General features: G+C 65.6%; 12 protein-coding genes and 2 pseudogenes. 6 read left to right on the top strand and 8 right to left on the bottom strand.

Going from position 1 to position 17,495, the window contains the following annotated elements:
* Positions 1 to 87: 87 nt before the first annotated feature.
* The 3 genes from B6S01_RS18130 to B6S01_RS18120 are packed head-to-tail and all read left to right on the top strand — an operon-like array spanning position 88 to position 5,853.
* A complete protein-coding gene (locus B6S01_RS18130; RefSeq protein WP_037469210.1) occupies positions 88 to 864 on the top strand; it encodes an ImuA family protein in 777 nt (258 codons plus the stop codon).
* Positions 782 to 2,593, top strand: a complete 1,812-nt coding sequence (locus B6S01_RS18125; RefSeq protein WP_037469207.1) for a DUF6504 family protein — start codon at positions 782 to 784, stop codon at positions 2,591 to 2,593. Before B6S01_RS18130 ends, B6S01_RS18125 begins: the two co-directional genes overlap by 83 nt.
* Positions 2,593 to 5,853, top strand: a complete 3,261-nt coding sequence (locus tag B6S01_RS18120) for an error-prone DNA polymerase (RefSeq protein ID WP_037469203.1) — start codon at positions 2,593 to 2,595, stop codon at positions 5,851 to 5,853. Before B6S01_RS18125 ends, B6S01_RS18120 begins: the two co-directional genes overlap by 1 nt.
* A gap of 63 nt (positions 5,854 to 5,916) precedes the next feature.
* Here the strand turns inward: B6S01_RS18120 and ligD are convergent, their stop codons facing one another.
* Positions 5,917 to 7,707 (bottom strand): DNA ligase D, encoded by a 1,791-nt coding sequence (gene ligD, locus B6S01_RS18115; protein WP_081570540.1) that lies wholly within the window; start codon positions 7,705 to 7,707, stop codon positions 5,917 to 5,919.
* A gap of 21 nt (positions 7,708 to 7,728) precedes the next feature.
* Between ligD and B6S01_RS18110 the strand changes: the two genes are divergently transcribed.
* Entirely contained in the window at positions 7,729 to 8,493 is a 765-nt protein-coding gene (locus B6S01_RS18110) for an IS6 family transposase (protein WP_006949122.1), read from the top strand.
* 40 nt (positions 8,494 to 8,533) lie between these two features.
* On the opposite strand, the pseudogene B6S01_RS18105 reads toward B6S01_RS18110, so the two are convergent.
* The 7 genes and pseudogenes from B6S01_RS18105 to B6S01_RS18075 form a co-directional block, all read right to left on the bottom strand.
* A pseudogene (locus tag B6S01_RS18105) lies at positions 8,534 to 8,860 on the bottom strand (type II restriction endonuclease); the annotation flags it as partial.
* A 248-nt stretch (positions 8,861 to 9,108) separates the two neighbouring features.
* Complete coding sequence (locus B6S01_RS18100; protein WP_021245555.1) at positions 9,109 to 9,498, bottom strand: copper-binding protein; 390 nt, start codon at positions 9,496 to 9,498, stop codon at positions 9,109 to 9,111.
* 11 nt (positions 9,499 to 9,509) lie between these two features.
* Positions 9,510 to 12,652 (bottom strand): annotated as a pseudogene (locus tag B6S01_RS18095) (efflux RND transporter permease subunit).
* The gene (locus tag B6S01_RS18090; protein WP_021243085.1) at positions 12,649 to 14,139 is read right to left on the bottom strand and encodes an efflux RND transporter periplasmic adaptor subunit; all 1,491 of its coding nucleotides are present in this window, start codon (positions 14,137 to 14,139) and stop codon (positions 12,649 to 12,651) included. The pseudogene B6S01_RS18095 and the gene B6S01_RS18090 overlap by 4 nt, the downstream one beginning before the upstream one ends.
* Positions 14,136 to 15,398, bottom strand: a complete 1,263-nt coding sequence (locus tag B6S01_RS18085; RefSeq protein WP_013039107.1) for a TolC family protein — start codon at positions 15,396 to 15,398, stop codon at positions 14,136 to 14,138. The genes B6S01_RS18090 and B6S01_RS18085 overlap by 4 nt, the downstream gene beginning before the upstream one ends.
* 63 nt (positions 15,399 to 15,461) lie before the next feature.
* Positions 15,462 to 15,719, bottom strand: a complete 258-nt coding sequence (locus B6S01_RS18080) for a hypothetical protein (protein ID WP_007683334.1) — start codon at positions 15,717 to 15,719, stop codon at positions 15,462 to 15,464.
* Positions 15,720 to 15,796: 77 nt separating this feature from the next.
* Positions 15,797 to 16,159 carry a hypothetical protein gene (locus B6S01_RS18075; RefSeq protein ID WP_007406428.1) on the bottom strand — a complete coding sequence of 121 codons (363 nt, stop codon included), beginning with the start codon at positions 16,157 to 16,159 and terminating at the stop codon, positions 15,797 to 15,799.
* Between the two features lie 243 nt (positions 16,160 to 16,402).
* Between B6S01_RS18075 and B6S01_RS18070 the strand changes: the two genes are divergently transcribed.
* Positions 16,403 to 16,759: a hypothetical protein gene (locus B6S01_RS18070; protein WP_025549152.1), complete on the top strand. Its 357-nt coding sequence runs from the start codon at positions 16,403 to 16,405 to the stop codon at positions 16,757 to 16,759.
* A 143-nt stretch (positions 16,760 to 16,902) separates the two neighbouring features.
* Positions 16,903 to 17,328, top strand: a complete 426-nt coding sequence (locus B6S01_RS18065) for a heavy metal-responsive transcriptional regulator (protein WP_021243089.1) — start codon at positions 16,903 to 16,905, stop codon at positions 17,326 to 17,328.
* The last annotated feature ends 167 nt before the right edge of the window (positions 17,329 to 17,495 follow it).

Below are 17,495 nucleotides of genomic sequence, written 5' to 3'. Positions count from 1 at the left end.
AAGGCGCGTAAAAACAGGATTCATCGCGCTTGACGAATCTTGCGGGGCAGTGGAACATAAAGGGAACATCTGAGTCGATATGTTCCCATGGCCTGCTTTGCTTCCCGATCCAATCAGCCCCGCAGCGCGCCGCTTGCAGAGTTGTTGGCCGAACTGGCGCAAGCGCGTTCTGCGCGCGGCCCCGTCTTGCCTTTCGGCCTTTCCGAGCTTGATGAGCGCCTTGCCGATGGTGGGCTGGACGGCGCGGCGTTGCACGAGGTTGCCGCCGCCTGCCCGACGCTCAGCGACGATGCGGCGGCGACGCTGTTCATCGCTGGCATTGCGGCCCGCTTCGCCTCCCGACAGGATTTCACGGTCTTCTGGGCAGTCACGAATTTCGACCTTTACGCGCCCGGCCTCCAACAGGTGGGACTTGGTCCAGACAAGGTCCTCTATGCGCACGGCACGAGCGACAGCATTGTGCTCGCCATGGCCGAGGATGCTCTGCGCCATGGTTCGCTGGCTTGCGTGGTGGCCGAGGTCAAATCCGCCGACCAGACTGCAACGCGAAGGCTGCAGCTGGCCGCTTCCGACGGCAGGACGCCGATGCTGCTTTACCGCCGCCACCGTGCGCGGGACCGCTGCCCCTTGAGCGGGCTTTCGTCCGCAATGACCCGCTGGCGGATCGGCTGTGTGCCGTCGGCGCCTCTTACCCATCCGGGGGTCGGACGCGCGCGCTGGTCAGTCGAGCTTGTACGCCAGCGCAATGGCAATCCCTTCTCTCTTGAACTGGAGGCGTGCGATGATCAGGGTCGCCTCGCTCTACCTGCCGCAGCTCGCCATCGAGCGCCTGCGGCGGCTGGAGTGGCCAGCCAGGCGGCCTGAGCCTGTCGCCGCGTCGCTCGCTCCTCGCCTTGCTGGCCCGATCGACGACAATCCCGGAGCCTGCTCGGTGCCCCGCGGCGGCGGGTGGCGGCCGGGTGCGCGCTGGGCACGCGATGAGGCGCAGCGGCCAAGTCAGAGCGAGATCGATGCGCTGCCCGTCCATCAGCGCCCAACCATGCGGGAGATGGGACGGCGCAGTGAATCCGCCGAACATCCCTTCAAGGCGATACCAGCCGATGAAAGCAGCGCCAGCGTCCGCTTGGCGCCAGCGCTTAGCTGGACAACCTTGTGGGCCAAGCCGACGATCCTGATTGCCCGGATGGGACAGCGAGATGTGGTGACGGCCGCCTGCCCGGTGGCGCTTGAGCTCGGTCTGCGTTCCGGCATCGCGGCCGCTCATGCCCGCGCCCTAGTGACCGACCTCGATGTGCGGGATGCCGATCCCCACGCCGATCAGGCTTGGCTTGATCGGCTCGCCCTTCATGCGGTCTGCCATTGGACGCCGAGCGCTTGCCCATCCGGGAGCGACGGCCTCTGGCTAGACCTCACCGGCACCAGTCATTTGTTCGGGGGCGAGGCGCGTTTCTGCAAACGTCTGCTGCGCTTTCTGAAACGGCTGGGCTTTACCGCCAACATCGCTGTCGCGGGCACGCCGGGTGCCGCCCATGCACTGGCGCGCTATAGCGGCCAAGCCATTACGCTGCTGTCGCCCGGCGGTGAAGCCCAAGCGATTGCTGACCTGCCGCTCGCCGCGCTGCGTCTTGAGCCTGAAGCGCTAACGTCCGCCGCCCGTTTTGGTCTCGAGCAGATTGCGGATCTCTACCCGATGCCACGCGCCCCTCTGGCCAAGCGCCTTGGGCTTGGCACCGTCCGCCGGCTTGATCAGGCGCGCGGGCTGCTGGCAGAACCGATCGTGTCGGTCGTGCCGTTTGAGGCGCCGCGGGCGGGGCGGCGGCTGCTTGAACCGATCGGTACGGCGGACGCCATAACGCAGGTCATCGGCGATCTAGTCGATGATCTGGTCCTGCAGCTTCAAGAGTGTGGGCTAGGCCTGCGCGCTGTGCATCTCACCTGCAGACTCGTTGATGGTAGCGAACAGCATATCACGATCGGCACGTCTCGCCCGACGCGAGAGCCCAAGCATCTCAAGCGGATGCTCGGCATGCGCGTCGAGCGGATCGATCCCGGGCTCGGCATAGACGCGATGAGCCTGACAGCGCCGCGCATGGAGGAACTCCAAGCGCAAACGCTAGAGGCTGGTCTCGGCAGCAGCAACGGGCCGCCGGACATTGCGCCGCTGATTGATCAACTCGCCGGAAGGATCGAGCCTGACGCGCCGTTCCGCCTGTCTTCGCAGGAGAGCGATGTGCCCGAGCGCGCGGTCCGGCGGAGCGAGGCACTGGCAAAGCCCTTGGGCTGGCCGACATGGAAGCGGCCGGTGCGCATGCTGAAGCGGCCCGAACTGCTATCCCATGTGGTGGCGCTGCTCCCCGACCATCCGCCGCGCCGTTTCACCTGGCGCGGCACCGCCTATCGCGTGGTCGCGGGCGATGGTCCTGAGCGGATCCATGGCGAATGGTGGCAGAGGCCTCAGGAGCTCTGGGCCGTGCGGGACTATTTCCGGGTGGAGACAGAAGGTGGTGGGCGCTTCTGGCTGTTTCGCCGTGGCGATGGCGTGGATGAGCAGACCGGCAACCTAAGCTGGTTCATGCATGGGATGTTCGGCTGATGGCCCGCTATGTCGAGCTGCAGGTGACCAGCCACTTCTCCTTCCTGCGCGGCGCCTCATCGCCCGAGCAGCTCTTCTCCGCCGCTGCTCTTATGGGGCACAAGGCGCTGGGTCTTGCCGACTGGGGCAGTGTCGCTGGCGTGGTGCGGGGATGGGAGGCGCAGAAGGCGACCCAAGTCCGGATGATCGCGGGCACGCGCGTGGATCTCACCGACGACCGCGCCCTGCTGGTTTATCCGACTGATCGATCCGCCTGGTCGCGCCTGACCCGGCTGCTCTCGCTCGGCAAGGCACGCGGCGGCAAAGGCCGCTGCCTGCTCGACTGGGCCGATGTCGCAAACCATGCCGAAGGCATGATTGCCATCCTGGTGCCGGACATGCCAGACAGCGGCACGCTCGCCAGTCTTACTGATCTGCGCGATGTCTTTGGCCGCCGCGGCTATATGACGCTGTCGCTGCGCCGTCGGCCCGACGATCTCGCGCGCCTTCACGCGCTTAACGCCATGGCGCGGCAGGTGGGGGTGCGTGGCGTCGCCACCGGCGACATTCTCTATCACACGCCCGAAGTCAGGCCGCTCCAGGATGTCATGACAGCGATCCGCGAGGGCACAACCATCGAACGGCTGGGGTTCAAGCGCGAACGCCATATGGACCGCAACCTGAAGTCTCCCGAGGAGATGGAGCGGCGTTTTTCCGCTTTCCCAGACGCGATCCAGGCCAGCGCCGATATCGCTGACCAATGCCGGTTCGATCTTGGCGAGATCCAGTATCAATATCCCTACGAGCAGGTGATGGAGGGGCAAACCGCGCAGCAGGCTCTCACGGCGCTCACGGATGCAGCGGCCCAGCGCATGTTCCCGAACGACCTGCCAAAAGCCTATCGCGACCAGATCGATCATGAGTTGCGGCTGATCGACCTGCTGGGCTACGCGCCCTATTTCCTGACGGTCCATGCGATCGTGGCGGAGAGCCGACGGCGCGGCATTCTCTGCCAGGGGCGCGGCTCTGCAGCCAACAGCTGCGTCTGCTTCATGCTCGGCATCACCTCGATCGACCCAATCCAGCATGAGCTGCTGTTCGAGCGCTTTGTCTCAGGCGAGCGCAAGGAGCCGCCCGACATCGATGTCGATTTCGAGCATGAGCGGCGCGAGGAAATAATCCAGTGGATCTATGAGACTTACAGCCGCACCCGTTCGGCGCTGACGGCGGTCGTCACGCGCTACCGCACGCGCGGCGCGGTGGCTGAGGTCGGCAAGGCGCTGGGCCTGCCGCGCGATCTCACCAAGATGCTCACCGGCCTTGTCTGGGGCTGGTCGATGGACGGGATTGCCCAAGAGCAGATCAAGAGCCTCAACTTGAATGCCGATGATCATCGGCTGAATCTCACGCTGGAGCTTTCGCGTCAGCTAATCGGCACGCCGCGGCATCTGTCGCAGCATCCTGGGGGCTTCGTGCTGACGCAGGAGCGGCTCGACGATCTCGTGCCCATCGAGCCCGCGCGCATGGAAGACCGACAGATCATCGAGTGGGACAAGGATGATATCGATGCTTTGAAGTTCATGAAGGTCGATGTGCTGGGCCTCGGCATGCTCGGCTGCATGAACCGCGCCTTCAACCTGCTGGAGGAGCATAAGGGCATCAAAATCGGCATGGCTGATCTCCAGCATGATGATCCCGCCGTCTATGCCATGATCCAGCGCGCCGACACTCTGGGCGTCTTCCAGATCGAAAGCCGGGCGCAGATGTCGATGCTGCCGCGGATCAAGCCACGAGAGTTTTACGATCTGGTGATCGAGGTGGCGATCGTCCGCCCGGGTCCGATCCAGGGCGACATGGTCCATCCCTATCTTCGCCGACGGGAAGGCAAGGAGCAGCCTGAGTATCCCAAGGAAGAACTGAAGGCCGTGCTCAAGAAGACGCTGGGGGTGCCGCTGTTCCAGGAGCAGGCGATGAAGGTGGCGATCGTTGGCGCGGGGTTCACGCCTGCTGAGGCTGACCAGCTGCGCCGCGCCATGGCGACGTTCAAGCTGACTGGCGGGGTCAGCCATTTCTACGACAAGCTGGTGAACGGCATGGTCTCGCGGGGTTATCCCAGAGACTTTGCCGAGCGCACCTTCAAGCAGATCGAGGGCTTTGGCAGCTATGGTTTTCCCGAGAGCCATGCGGCAAGCTTTGCCAAGATCGCCTACGCCTCTTCCTGGATGAAGCATCACCATCCTGACGTCTTCTGTGCGGCGCTACTCAACGCTCAGCCCATGGGCTTCTATGCGCCGGCGCAGATCGTGCGGGATGCTCGGGCCCACGGCGTCGAGGTGCGACCGGTCTCAATCAACCACAGCCATTGGGACTGTACGCTCGAGCAAACGCGCGGCCGCTACAAGGCGGTGCGGCTGGGTTTCCGGCAGGTGCGCGGCCTTGCCGATCTTCATGCCGCGGCGATTGTCGCTGCGCGAGGACCAGCGCCGTTCGAGAGCGTTGAGGAGGCGTGGCGCCGCGCGCGCGTGCCCCGCGTCGCGATCGAGCGACTGGCGGAGGCCGATGCCTTTGCCTGCATCGCACACGACCGGCGGCAGGGGCTCTGGAGGGTGAAGGGCCTTGGCGAAGCTCCGCTGCCGCTTTTTGCCGCAGCTGACGAGCGGGAGGGGAGGTTTTCAGCGGAAGGACAGGAGGCGCAGGTTGCCCTGCGGCAGATGGCTGAGGGGCGGGAGGTGGTGGAGGATTATCGCTCGCTCCAGCTGTCGCTGCGCGCGCATCCGCTGAGCTTCCTGCGGCCGCAGCTCGACCAGATGAACATCGTGCGCTGCGCGGATCTGCGCTCGATCCGGGATGGGCGCAATGTTGAGGTTGCGGGCGTCATTCTGGTGCGGCAGCGGCCGGGATCGGCCAAGGGCGTGTTGTTCGTGACGATCGAGGATGAAAGTGGCGTGGCGCAGGGCATTCTCTGGCCTGACCGGTTCGAGATCTACCGGCGGCAGGTCATGTCATCGTCTATGATCGCCATGCGCGGGCGCCTACAGAAGGAAGGCGAGGTCATCCACATGATCTGCGATCGGATCATCGATCATGATGAGATGCTCCGCTCGGTTGGACGCACGGACTTTAGCGTCACGCCGGGGCGCGGCGATGGCGCCAGCCATGGCGGTGGACCTGATCCGCGCAGCACAGCCTTGCCGCGAGGGCGCACGCTTCCCTCCCCGCGCTGCGCGACTGCGGCCGATCAGGCTGAGATCCTGCCGATCCGCAGTCATGATTTCCATTGAGCATGGCAAGCGTGCGGCGGCCGGGCGACCAGCGACGACAGTAGGGAGGACTACTGCGCAAGCTCAGAGATCCGGAAGAATCTGATCTGCCCTTCCCCAATGAGCAAGGTCTTTTGACCTGGCACGCTTCACCAGTTCAGCGCCATCGCCAATATGCCAATGCGCAGGGCTGTCGAGGTCCCGCAACTCTTCCCAAGTGAGCGGCGCAGCCACCGGCGCGAACGGCCGCGAACGCGCACTATAGGGCATGACCGCCGTCGCACCTCGCTGGTTCCGCAGATAGTCGATGAAGATGCGCCCAGCGCGTCGGGCCTTGGCGAGGGCTGCGGTAAAACGGGCAGGCTCCGCCTGCGCCAGAGCCATAGCGAAGCGGTGGGCGAAATCCTTCACCTGCGGCCATTCGGCCGTGGGGGTAAGCGGCGCAATGACATGGACCCCCTTGCCGCCCGTCACCATCGGGAATGTGACGAGCCCCATCTGCGCCAGCACATCCTGCACATGGAAAGCGGCGGAGACCACAGCCTTGAAGTCGAGGCCTTCGTCGGGATCGAGGTCAAAGACCAGCCGGTCGACTTTTTCGACGTCCTCGATCCGGGCGCCCCAGCCGTGAAACTCGATCGTGCCCATCTGAACGCAAGTGAGAAGGCCAGCTGGTGTGTCGACAAACAAATAGGGCTCTTCATGCCCATCCTTTTCCCGAATGCCGACATGCTTCACCTCCTCACCGAAGCTGCCGGCATCATGCTTCTGGAAAAAGCATTTCTTGTCCCTGCCCTGTGGGCAACGAACCAGGCTGATGGGACGACTGCCTGCCCATGGTAACATGACCTCCGCCACCGCTTCATAATAGTCCGACAGCTGCCCTTTGGTGAGCTTGCCCTCCGGGAAGATCACCCGCCCCCGGTTACTGATCTTGACGCCGCTGCTCACCGGTGCGGTGGTGGCGAGCTCCACCGGCGCCTCAATTTCGAGGACGACGGCCTCCGGCTTCTTGTCCTCCCGCAGGCCAAGATAGCTTGGATGCCGGAGCACACCTTCGTCGGTGAATTCGATGTAGGCGATCTCAGCGACCAGCTTGGGCTTGATCCAGTGGGCTCCACGCACGGCGACGCGCGGCGCCTCGACAGTGGCCTTTTCCTGCTCGAGAGGCGCCATCAAGGCCATGAGATGTTCGATCTCGTCGCCCGTAAATCCTGTGCCCACTTTGCCTGCAAAGCGGAGCTCGCCCTCCTCATTGACGCCAAGCAGCAACGACCGAAATCCGCGCTGCTTGTCGGACGGGGTCCACCCGACGATGACAAATTCCTGCCGACGGATGCACTTGGTCTTGACCCAGCTGCCGGACCGGGATCCCGAGTAGCGAGCGTCAATCCGCTTGGAGATGACGCCCTCGAGGCCTGCGCCACAGAAACTCTCGAATAGCTGCTCGCCGCGCCCGACAATATGGTCGGAATAGCGTAGGTGACCTACACCCTTGCCCAGCAAAGCAGCCAGCATCTCCTTTCGCTCGGTAAGCGGCCGCTCCGTGAGGTCCTCACCATCAAGTTCAAGAAGATCAAAAGCGAAATAGTCGATCTTCCGGGGGTCATGCTTAAGCGCGGCCTGAAGGGCCTGAAAACTCGTGCGACCATCGGGCAGGAGCACCACCGCTTCCCCATCGATCAGGGCACTGGACACATCAAGCGTGATCGCTTCGGCAATCAGCGCGGCAAAGCGCTCGGACCAGTCGAGGCCCGATCGGGTATAGGCGCGACCCTCACCCCCACCCACCGCAAGAAGCGTGCGGTAACCGTCATATTTCAGTTCGTGCGGCTCTGTTGCAAACTCTGACACGGTTTCCAAGATTGGGCTCATGTACTGTCAAGGTCAGTTGCGATGAACGATTTCAAAGGACGGCATTTTACCGGCGAGGTCATCCTATGGGCGGTGCGCTGGTATTGTCGATACGGCATCAGCTACCGTGATCTCGAGGAAATGCTGTCCGAGCGTGGGATCGATGTCGATCATACGACGATCTATCGCTGGGTGCAGCGCTACGCGCCGGAGATGGAGAAGCGTCTCCGCTGGTTCTGGCGGCGCGGCTTTGATCCGAGCTGGCGTCTGGATGAGACCTACGTAAAGGTGCGGGGCAAATGGACCTACCTGTACCGGGCGGTCGACAAACGGGGCGACACGATTGATTTCTATCTGTCATCGACACGCAGCGCCAAAGCGGCGAAGCGCTTTCTGGGCAAAGCTCTTCGTGGCCTGAAGGACTGGGAAAAGCCGGCCAAACTCAATACCGACAAGGCACCCAGCTACGGCGCAGCAATCGCTGAGCTGAAACGCGAAGGCAAACTGGCGGCGGAAACCGAGCACCGGCAGGTGAAATATCTGAACAACGTGCTCGAGGCCGACCACGGCAAGCTGAAGATGCTGATCAAGCCGGTACGTGGCTTCAAGTCGATGCCAACGGCCTACGCCACGATCAAGGGCTTCGAGGTCATGCGCGCCCTACGCAAAGGACAGGCCCAGGCATGGTGCCTGCAGCCAGGTATCATGGGGGAGGTGCGCCTGGTTGAAAGAGCATTCGGAATTGGACCCTCGGCCCTGACCGAAACCATGATTATGCTCAATAAGCATTTCGCCAATGCTGCCTAATCCCCCAACTGGGTGACGCCGCGCGGCCGTGCCCCATGTTTGCAACAGAGCCGTCCGGGCTTTCGTAAATGTCGGGAATGCGCAGCTTGGGCTTCCACAGCCAGGCATGGTCGGCGCCCTTGAAGATCTGCCGCTGTTCGGCGATCGAGTGGACAACCGTTTCCAGTGACGAGCCGCGATAGGCGACGCCGAACCGCCCACTTTCGATTTCCACGACCACCTGCTGCAGCCCCCGACGGATGGAGCGGAAGTTTTTCAGGCGTTCGTCCCAAAGAAACCAGGAGCGATAGGTGGCGCCCGGATCGTCTCGCCAACGACGGACAAGCTCGCTCAAGAGATCATGATGTGTCGTGGGTAACAAGGTCATACTGGCTCGGTCATCCTGAACTGGCTCCTTGCCGCTCAGGCTATCGCGGGCAAGGGCGGCTTGCACGTTCAATGTGCGATCCGCGAAGCTTGCTCAAACTGCCTGTGATCGCGCAGGGAAACGCGGCTGGCGTTGGGCGTTGCCGATCGCATCCGTAGACCGGGCGCACGGCCAGGCAGACGGCCGGCAGGGGCGTCGCCGCCCCGGAGCGGCGACGCAACCAGCTTCTTTTGGTCGAACTTAGCGGATCATTGCTTTGTGATCGCGGTGACCTCGCCATCGCTGCCCTTGAGCGAGAGGTCGAAATCGACCTTGTCGCCGACCTTGACCGCATCGGTGATCGCGGGCGCCGCCTTGAACGCCATCGTCATCGCCGGCCACTTGGCTTCGGGGATCGGGCCGTGGTTGAGCGTGATCGTGCCCGCCGTCTTGTCGATCGCGGTGACGGTGCCATGGCCCTTGGCCTTGATTGCGGCGTTCGCGTCAGGCGCCATCGACATGTTGCCCATGTCGCCGCTCATGGTCGCGGCAGGCGCCGCCTGGTTGGTTTCGGTTGTAACCGGGGTCTCGCCCTTCTTGCCGCACGCGGCGGTCAGGACGGCAAGGCCGAGGGCGAGGGTCAGTCGTGCATGTCTCATAATCGTCTCCTTCATGATGAAGCGGGTTGATGGATGGGGTCGGTCTTCGGCCGGCGCAGCAGCAGATAGGCGGCGGGCAGGACGAACATCGACAGCAGCGGCGCGCTCAGCATGCCGCCGATCATCGGCGCCGCGATCCGGCTCATCACCTCCGAGCCCGCGCCCGATCCCAGCAGGATCGGCAGCAGGCCGGCGAGGATCACCGCGACCGTCATCGCCTTGGGCCGGACGCGCAGCAGCGCGCCTTCGCGCACCGCGGCCTTCACCTCGGCGGCGTCCGGATTAGCCGTGCGCTCGGCCAGCGCATTCTTGAGATAGATCAGCATCACCACCCCGAACTCGGCGGAGACGCCGGCGAGCGCGATGAACCCGACCCCGGTGGCAACCGACTGGTTGAACCCCAGCAGATAGAGCGTCCAGATGCCGCCGGTCAGCGCGAACGGCAGCGTGCCCATGATCAGCGCAGCCTCGTCGAAGCGGCCGAAGATGAGGTAGAGCAGCACGAAGATGATCAGCAGCGTCGCGGGCACGACCAGCTTCAAGCGGTCGACCGCGCGCTCGAGATATTCGAACTGGCCCGAATAGGCGATGCTGACCCCCGGCGAGAGCCGAACCTGTCTCGCCACCGCGCGTTGCAGATCGCCAACCACCGAGGCGAGATCGCGCCCGCGCACATCGACATAGACCCAGGTCGAGGGCCGGGCATTCTCGGTCTTGAGCATCGGCGGCCCTTCGGCGATCGTGACATTGGCGACCGTGCCGAGGGTGATCTGCTGGCCCGCGGGCGTCAGGATCGGTAGCCCCCGCAGCCCGTCGAGGCTGTCGCGCAATTCGCGCGGATAGCGCACGCTGATCGGATAGCGGGCGAGGCCCTCGACCGTCTCGCCGATCGTCTCGCCGCCGATCGCGCCCGAGACGATGGCCTGCACGTCGGCGATGTTGAGTCCGAACCGCGCAGCGGCGGCGCGGTCGATGTCGACATCGACATAGCGTCCGCCGGTCAGCCGCTCGGCGAGCGCCGAGCTGACGCCCGGCACGGTCCTGGCCACGGTCTCGACATCATGGGCGATGCGGTCGAGCTCGGCGAGATCACTGCCCGACACCTTGACCCCGATCGGGCTCTTGATGCCCGTCGCGAGCATGTCGATGCGGTTGCGGATCGGCGGCACCCAGATATTGGCGAGCCCCGGAAGCCTCACCCGGCGATCGAGCTCGTCGATCAGCTTCTCGGGCGTCATGCCTGGTCGCCACTGGTCGCGGGGCTTGAACTGGATCGTCGTCTCGAACATCTCGAGCGGGGCGGGGTCGGTCGCGGTCTCGGCACGCCCCGCCTTGCCGAACACGCTTTCGACCTCGGGCACCGTCCTGATCAGCCGGTCGGTCTGCTGGAGCAGTTCGCTCGCCTTGGCGGCCGAGAGACCGGGCAGGGCCGAGGGCATGTAGAGCAGGTCGCCCTCGTCGAGGTTGGGCATGAATTCGCCGCCGAGCCGGCTGAGCGGCCAGGCCGTGGTCGCGAACACCAAAGCCGCGATCAGCAGCACGGTCTTGGGCCGCTTCATCGTCCAGTCGATCGCAGGCCGGTAGAGATCGGTCAGCCAGCGATTGACCGGATTGGCCTGCTCAGGCGGGATCCGCCCCGGATCAGCCAGCCCATCAGGATCGGCACCAATGTCACCGACAGGATCGCGGCGGCGGCCATCGCATAGGTCTTGGTGAAGGCGAGCGGCGCGAACAGCCGGCCCTCCTGCGCCTCCAGTGTAAACACCGGGATGAACGACAGCGTGATGATCAGCAGGCTGAAGAACAGCGCCGGCCCGACCTCGGCCGCCGCCTCGGTGACGAGGATCCAGCGCGTCTCGCCGTCGAGATGCGTGCCCGGATGGTCCTGCTCCCAGCGCTCGATCTTCTTGTGGGCGTTCTCGATCATGACCACGGCCGCATCGACCATGGCACCGATCGCGATGGCGATGCCGCCGAGCGACATGATGTTGGCGTTGACGCCCTGGTAGCGCATCACGACGAAGGCGGCGAGCACGCCCAAGGGAAGGGTGAGGATCGCGACGAGCGCCGAGCGGACATGCCAGAGGAAGAGCGCACAGACCAGGGCCACGACGACGAACTCCTCGACCAGCTTGTGGGTGAGGTTCTCGACAGCACGGTCGATCAGCTGCGAGCGGTCATAGACCGTCACCACCTCGACGCCCGGCGGCAGGCTCCTCTTGAGGTCCGCGAGCTTGTCCTTGACCGCCGCGATCGTCTCCCGCGCATTCTTGCCCGAGCGCAGGATCACGACCCCGCCTGCGACCTCGCCTTCACCGTTCAGCTCGGCGATGCCGCGCCGCATCTCGGGGCCGATCTGGATCGTGGCGACGTCGCCGAGGCGGATCGGCACGCCGCCGGCCGCCGTCTTCAGCGGGATCGCGCGGAAATCGTCGAGCGTCTTCAGATAGCCTGAGGCGCGCACCATATATTCGGCTTCGGCCAGCTCGAGCACCGACCCGCCCGCTTCTTGATTGGCCTGCCGGATCGCCTCGACCGCCTGGGCGTGGGTCACCCCGTAGGCCGCGAGCTTCACCGGATCGAGCAGTATCTGATACTGCTTGACCATGCCGCCGATGCTGGCGACCTCGGCGACGCCGGTCACGGTCTTGAGCTCATAGCGCAGGAACCAGTCCTGCAGACCGCGCAGCTGCGACAGGTCATGCCGGCCGGTGCGGTCGACCAGCGCATATTCATAGACCCAGCCAACCCCGGTCGCGTCGGGCCCGAGCGCGCTGCGCGCGCTCGCCGGCAGGCGCCCCTGCACCTGGTTCAGATATTCGAGCACGCGGCTGCGCGCCCAATAGAGATCGGTGCCGTCCTCGAAGATCACATAGACGAAGCTGTCGCCGAAGAAGGAATAGCCGCGCACCGTCTTGGCGCCTGGCACCGACAGCATGGTGGTGGTGAGCGGATAGGTGACCTGGTTTTCGACGATCTGCGGCGCCTGACCCGGGTAGCTGGTACGAATGACGACCTGCACGTCGGACAGATCGGGGAGGGCGTCGATCGGGGTGGATCGTACCGCCCAGAGGCCCGCGCCGACCAGCGCCAGCATGCCGATCAGAACGAAGAAGCGGTTCTTGACCGACCAGCGGATGAGATGGGCGATCATCGGCCCGCCACCTTCGCCATACGCCGCAGCGTCGGTCCCGCCGGGGGCCGGTCGAACCCGAACCGAACCCGGTCGCCCGCCTTGAAGCCGCGCGCGATGCCCGGATCGGCGAGCGCGAAGGTCATCGTCATCGCGGGCCAGTCGAGCGCGGGGACCGGTTCGTGGCTGAGCGTCACCGCATTGGCCGTGAGCCGCTCGATCTTGCCCGTCGTCTCGTACAGCGTGGCTTTCGACCTCGGCGCGGCGATGGTCGCCGATGCCGCACCGCCGCCGATCGGCCGCGCCTCGATTCCCGACAGGCTCGCCTCGGAGTCGATCAGGAACTGCCCCGAGGCGACGACTTTCTCGCCGGGCGACAGGCCGGCAAGGATCTCGGTTTCACCGCCCGCCTCGCGGCCGATGCGGACCTCGGCGGGATGATAGCGCCCGTCGCCTGCGGCGAGCATGACGAGCGTGCGCTTGCCCGTGCGGATCACCGCCTCGCTCGGCACCAGCAGCGCCGGCTTGGCATCGCCGCCAAGCACGACGCTGGCGAACATGCCCGGCCGTAACCGCCCGTCCCGGTTGGGCAGCTCGATCCGCACGGTGAGCGTGCGGCTGTCGGCCTGCGTCGTCGGCAGGATCGCGATCACCCGGCCGGCGAAGCGCTCGCCGGGGAAGCTCGCCAGCGTGGCGCTGGCATTCTGGCCGACCCGGACATCGCCCGCGCGCGCTTCGGGCACCGCGGCATTGAGCCAGACGGTGCCGAGCCCGCTTACCTGGGCGAGCGTCTGGCCCATGGCGAGCGTCACGCCGGCACGGGCGTCGAGCGTCTGGATCGTGCCCGAGATCGGCGTCGTGATGGTCACCACGCCGTTCGGCCGACCGCTCCGCTCGACGCTGGCGATGAGGCCGTCGGACATGCCCATCAGCCGCAGCCGCTGGCGCGCGGCCGCGGTGAGATCGGGCTTGCCGAGCCGCCTGACGCTCAGATATTCGGTCTGCGCGCCGCCCCATTCGGGCAGGAGCAGGTCCGCGATCGGCGCGCCGGCGCGGACCACGTCCCCGGGCGCTCGCGCATAGACGCGGCTCACGAACCCGCCCGAACGCGCCTGGATGACGGCGACGTCGCGCTGGTTGAAGTCGATCGTGCCGGTGACCTCGAGGGCCGAGGCAAGGCTGCCCATCTTCGCCGCGACGACCCGCAATCCCAGGCTCTGCCGCGCGGCGGGATCGACGGCGACCGTGGGGGCCGCGCCGGCGCTTCCTCCGTCCGCGTATCGCGGCACGAGCTGCATATCCATGAAGGGCGACTTGCCGGGCTTGTCGAACTTCTGGTTGGGGAACATCGGATCGTACCAGTAAAGGACTTTGCCTGCCCCGGCGGGCGTGGTCGCCTCCGATTGCGGTGCCTGGCGATGGCCAGCCCAATAGCCTGTGCCGCCGGCCAGCAGCGCGACAGCCAGGATCGATGCGCCCCAGCGCAGCGCGGATTTATCGAGCGTCATGGCCGCTCCTCCCCATAGGTGATAGTGATGCGGACCGCGTCGCGCGCGACGTCGGCTTCGCGGTTGAGCGCCTCGACCTCGGCCTCCGCGAGCCCGAGCGTCGTGAGCAGCGCGGCGCCAAGGTCGAGCTTGCCGGCGCCATAGCTGTCGCGGTCGAGCTCGGCGCGGTGCCTGGCGAGTGGCACCAGCGTCTCGCGGGCATTGCGCAACCGGGAGAGATGCATGGCATGGTCTGCGAGATCGGCGTCGAGCTGCGCCACCAGCTCGCGGCGGATCGCCTCGCGGTCGAACCGACCCCCTTGCGCAAGGCTCTCGCTTGCAGCGATCCTGGGGTTCTGGCGCTTGCCGGCGAACAGCGGCAGGTCGATCGACACGCCGACCGAGGCCATGTCGCCGTACATGGGATCGCGCCGGCCATAGGTGACGCCGACCTTCCAGTCGGGGCGCTTGTCGGCGCGCGCGAGACGCACGTCCGCTTCGGCGACTGCGATCCGCGCGTCCTGCGCGCGCAGGGCGGGAAGCGCATCGATCCCGGCCCGCAGCCGGATCGGATCGACATCGAGCATCGGCGGGTCGCCCGTCGCCTGCGGGTCGGGGTCGCCGGTATAGCGCGCGAGCCGGGCCCGCGCCTGCGCCACCACCGCAGCCATCTCGGCGCGGCGATCGGCGATGGCGGCGCGGAGCTGGTCGGGCTCGAGCGCCTGGCTCGGGCGCGCGCTGCCCGACGCCAGGCGTGCGGTCACGGTCTTCTGCAGGTCGTCGAGGCTGGCATCGAGCAGGTCGAGCTGCCGGAGCCGGCGTTCTCCATAATAGAGATCGACCCAGGCGAGGGCGGTCTCGAGCCGCACGTTGCGGCCTTCGACCAGCTCGCCCGCCTCGGCGATACCGATATCGGCCGCGGCGCGCGCGGCGCGTGCATGGCGCTTGGCGAGATTGGGGAAGGTCTGGCTGAACCCGATCGTCGCCATGGTGAAATCGTCGCGCGTGAAGCTGCCGGCATTGGGGCCGCTCACCGGGAAGTTCTGCAGGCCCAGGTCGAGCGTCGGATCGGGCAGGCGATCGGCCGCGACCGCCGAAGAGCGGGCGCCGGCTGTCGCCGCCGCGCGCGCCTTGAGGCTTGGCGCGTTGGCGGCAGCGAGCCTCACTGCCTGCTCGTAGGTGAGCGGGCCGGCCGACACCGGCACGGCCCAGGCGCTCGCAAGCGTCGCACCGATAGAGAGCAACAGGCGTCGCACAGCGCGCCTCGGCATCATGATCATGGATATCATCCCCTCATGACAGAGGCGGCGCGCCAAGATGTGACGCGCCGCTCCGGAGCGGGTTTAGCCCTTGTCCGACCTGACTGCGCCGCGCATGCAGTCGGCGGCGCTTGCCTGCATCATCGCGCAATCGCAGCTGGCCATGTCCCGGCTGTCGGGCACCCATATGCGGACACGCGCAGGGCCAGTCGCCCGCGGACCATATTGCGGCGCCGACCGCCATTCCCAATGGCCTTGCGGCGTGCGGCTCGCGTCGGTTGCAAGCGCAGGCGCGGCGAGACTGAGGGCCGCCACAAGGGCGGCCGGAAGCAGTTTGATCATCACGAAAACCTTTGACTGAAAAGAAGGAAACCGGGCGCGCACGCATCGATCGATGCGCGCAGCCCGTGCTCGTTCAATCAGGCAAGGCTGGTGGGAGGATCCGGCTCGGGCGCAACCGCCTTGCCGGTCAATATCGTGTCGGTCGTCCAGAAGCTGGGCGCGTCGTAGAGACGCGCAGGCGCAACGCCGCCTGCCAGGTCCGCTGCGACCAGCGGGATCACGCACCCCATCGCGGCGATGCAATCGAGCGTCAGGCCCTTGCAGGGCTTTTCGCTGGGCGCAGGCTGCTGCTTGGCCATCATCGCCATGCAGTCCGCATCCATGCCCTTGGCCAGCGGCGCGCCTGCCGCCTGCGGCACGCTGTGCGCGGCCGCCATCTGGGCTCCGAAGAGACCGGACAGCGCTCCGATGACGAGCAGGAGGGCGAGCAGGCGTTTCACGGGCCTCGATATCTAGCGGGTTTCGCGGGCGCAGCCAACCAAAGTCTCGCGCCGCGCGGATTTTGAAGTGCTGACGGCTGATTCCGTCAACTCCGCGTCAATAAAGATCCGGCCCGGGGAAGAAGATCGGCTGCGGCCTCTACGTATATCGAGGCTGGACCCGGGACCGTAGTCCCAAGCCTGAAGAGACGCTCTTCCCCTCGGCAAAGTCCGGGCGGTGGCTTACCATCCAAGGAGGTGAATATGGTCAGAAAAACTCTCATGGTCGCGCTTGCCGGCATTTCGATGCTTGCTGCCGTCCCCGCTATGGCCCAGGGCATCGGGCACAGCCTGTTCATGCGCGGCTCGATCGTCGACACGGGCAGCAACGGCACGGTCGTCTGCATCGGCAAGGCCGATGGCGCCGAGGTCGGCCAGAAGCTCGAGGTCTATCGCGTCGTGACCCATCCGGGTCCGTCCAAGGGCGTGGCGCCGACCTATCACCGCCAGCTCGTCGGCCATGTGACAATCGACCATATCTTTGACGATCACTTCGCGCACGTGTCCGTCGCCGACGGCACGCCTGCCAAGCACGACATCGTCGAGCTTCGCAAGAACTGACAAGCCGGTGGCCCGGCGGCACGGGCTGCCCTGATGCGACGCGTCGGGGCAGCGGGCCGCCGGCGACGAGGAGACCGTTCGGGGTCAAAGCGAAACCGCTTGACCCTGGACCATGGTCCAACCGGCATGATCGAGCGGATGACATGGGCAATTTCAAGATCGGCGAACTGGCCGCGGCCGCAGGCGTGGGCCGCGATACGATCCGCTATTATGAGCGGATGGGCCTGCTGCGCGAGCCCGCGCGCACGGCAGCGGGCTACAGGCTCTACGACGCGACGGACCTCGAGCGCGTCAACTTCATCCGCTCGGCGCAGGAGCTTGGCTTCACCCTCGATCAGGCCCGGCAGCTGCTGGCGCTCAGGGCATCGGACACCGCGCATGCGCAGGCCGTGCTCGATATCACGCTCGCCAAGATCACGGACGCCGAAGTCCGGCTCAAGCGCCTGTCCGATATTCGCGACATGCTTCGATTGCTTGCCGATGAGTGCCCGGGCGAAGTTCCTGTTTCCGATTGCCCTATTCTCACGTTCCTCACGGAAAGGCGGAGATCTGATCACCGAAAGATATAAGAGCAAGCCTCGCAGGAAGAACAAACACCATTATTAAAAGGGGATTTATCATGACACGAATGCATATAGTGGCTGGGATTGTTCCAGCATTGCTTCTGGGCGCCTGTGCGACGACGCCGCCTACCTCCGCACAGGTCGAAAGCTGTAGGGCCATGGAGGGCGATATG

The sequence above is a fragment of the Sphingobium herbicidovorans genome (assembly GCF_002080435.1).
In the GTDB taxonomy this organism is placed as follows: Bacteria; Pseudomonadota; Alphaproteobacteria; order Sphingomonadales; family Sphingomonadaceae; genus Sphingobium; species Sphingobium herbicidovorans.
Note: the sequence above shows the minus strand (reverse complement) of the source record. Positions and strands in the feature narration are given on the sequence as shown.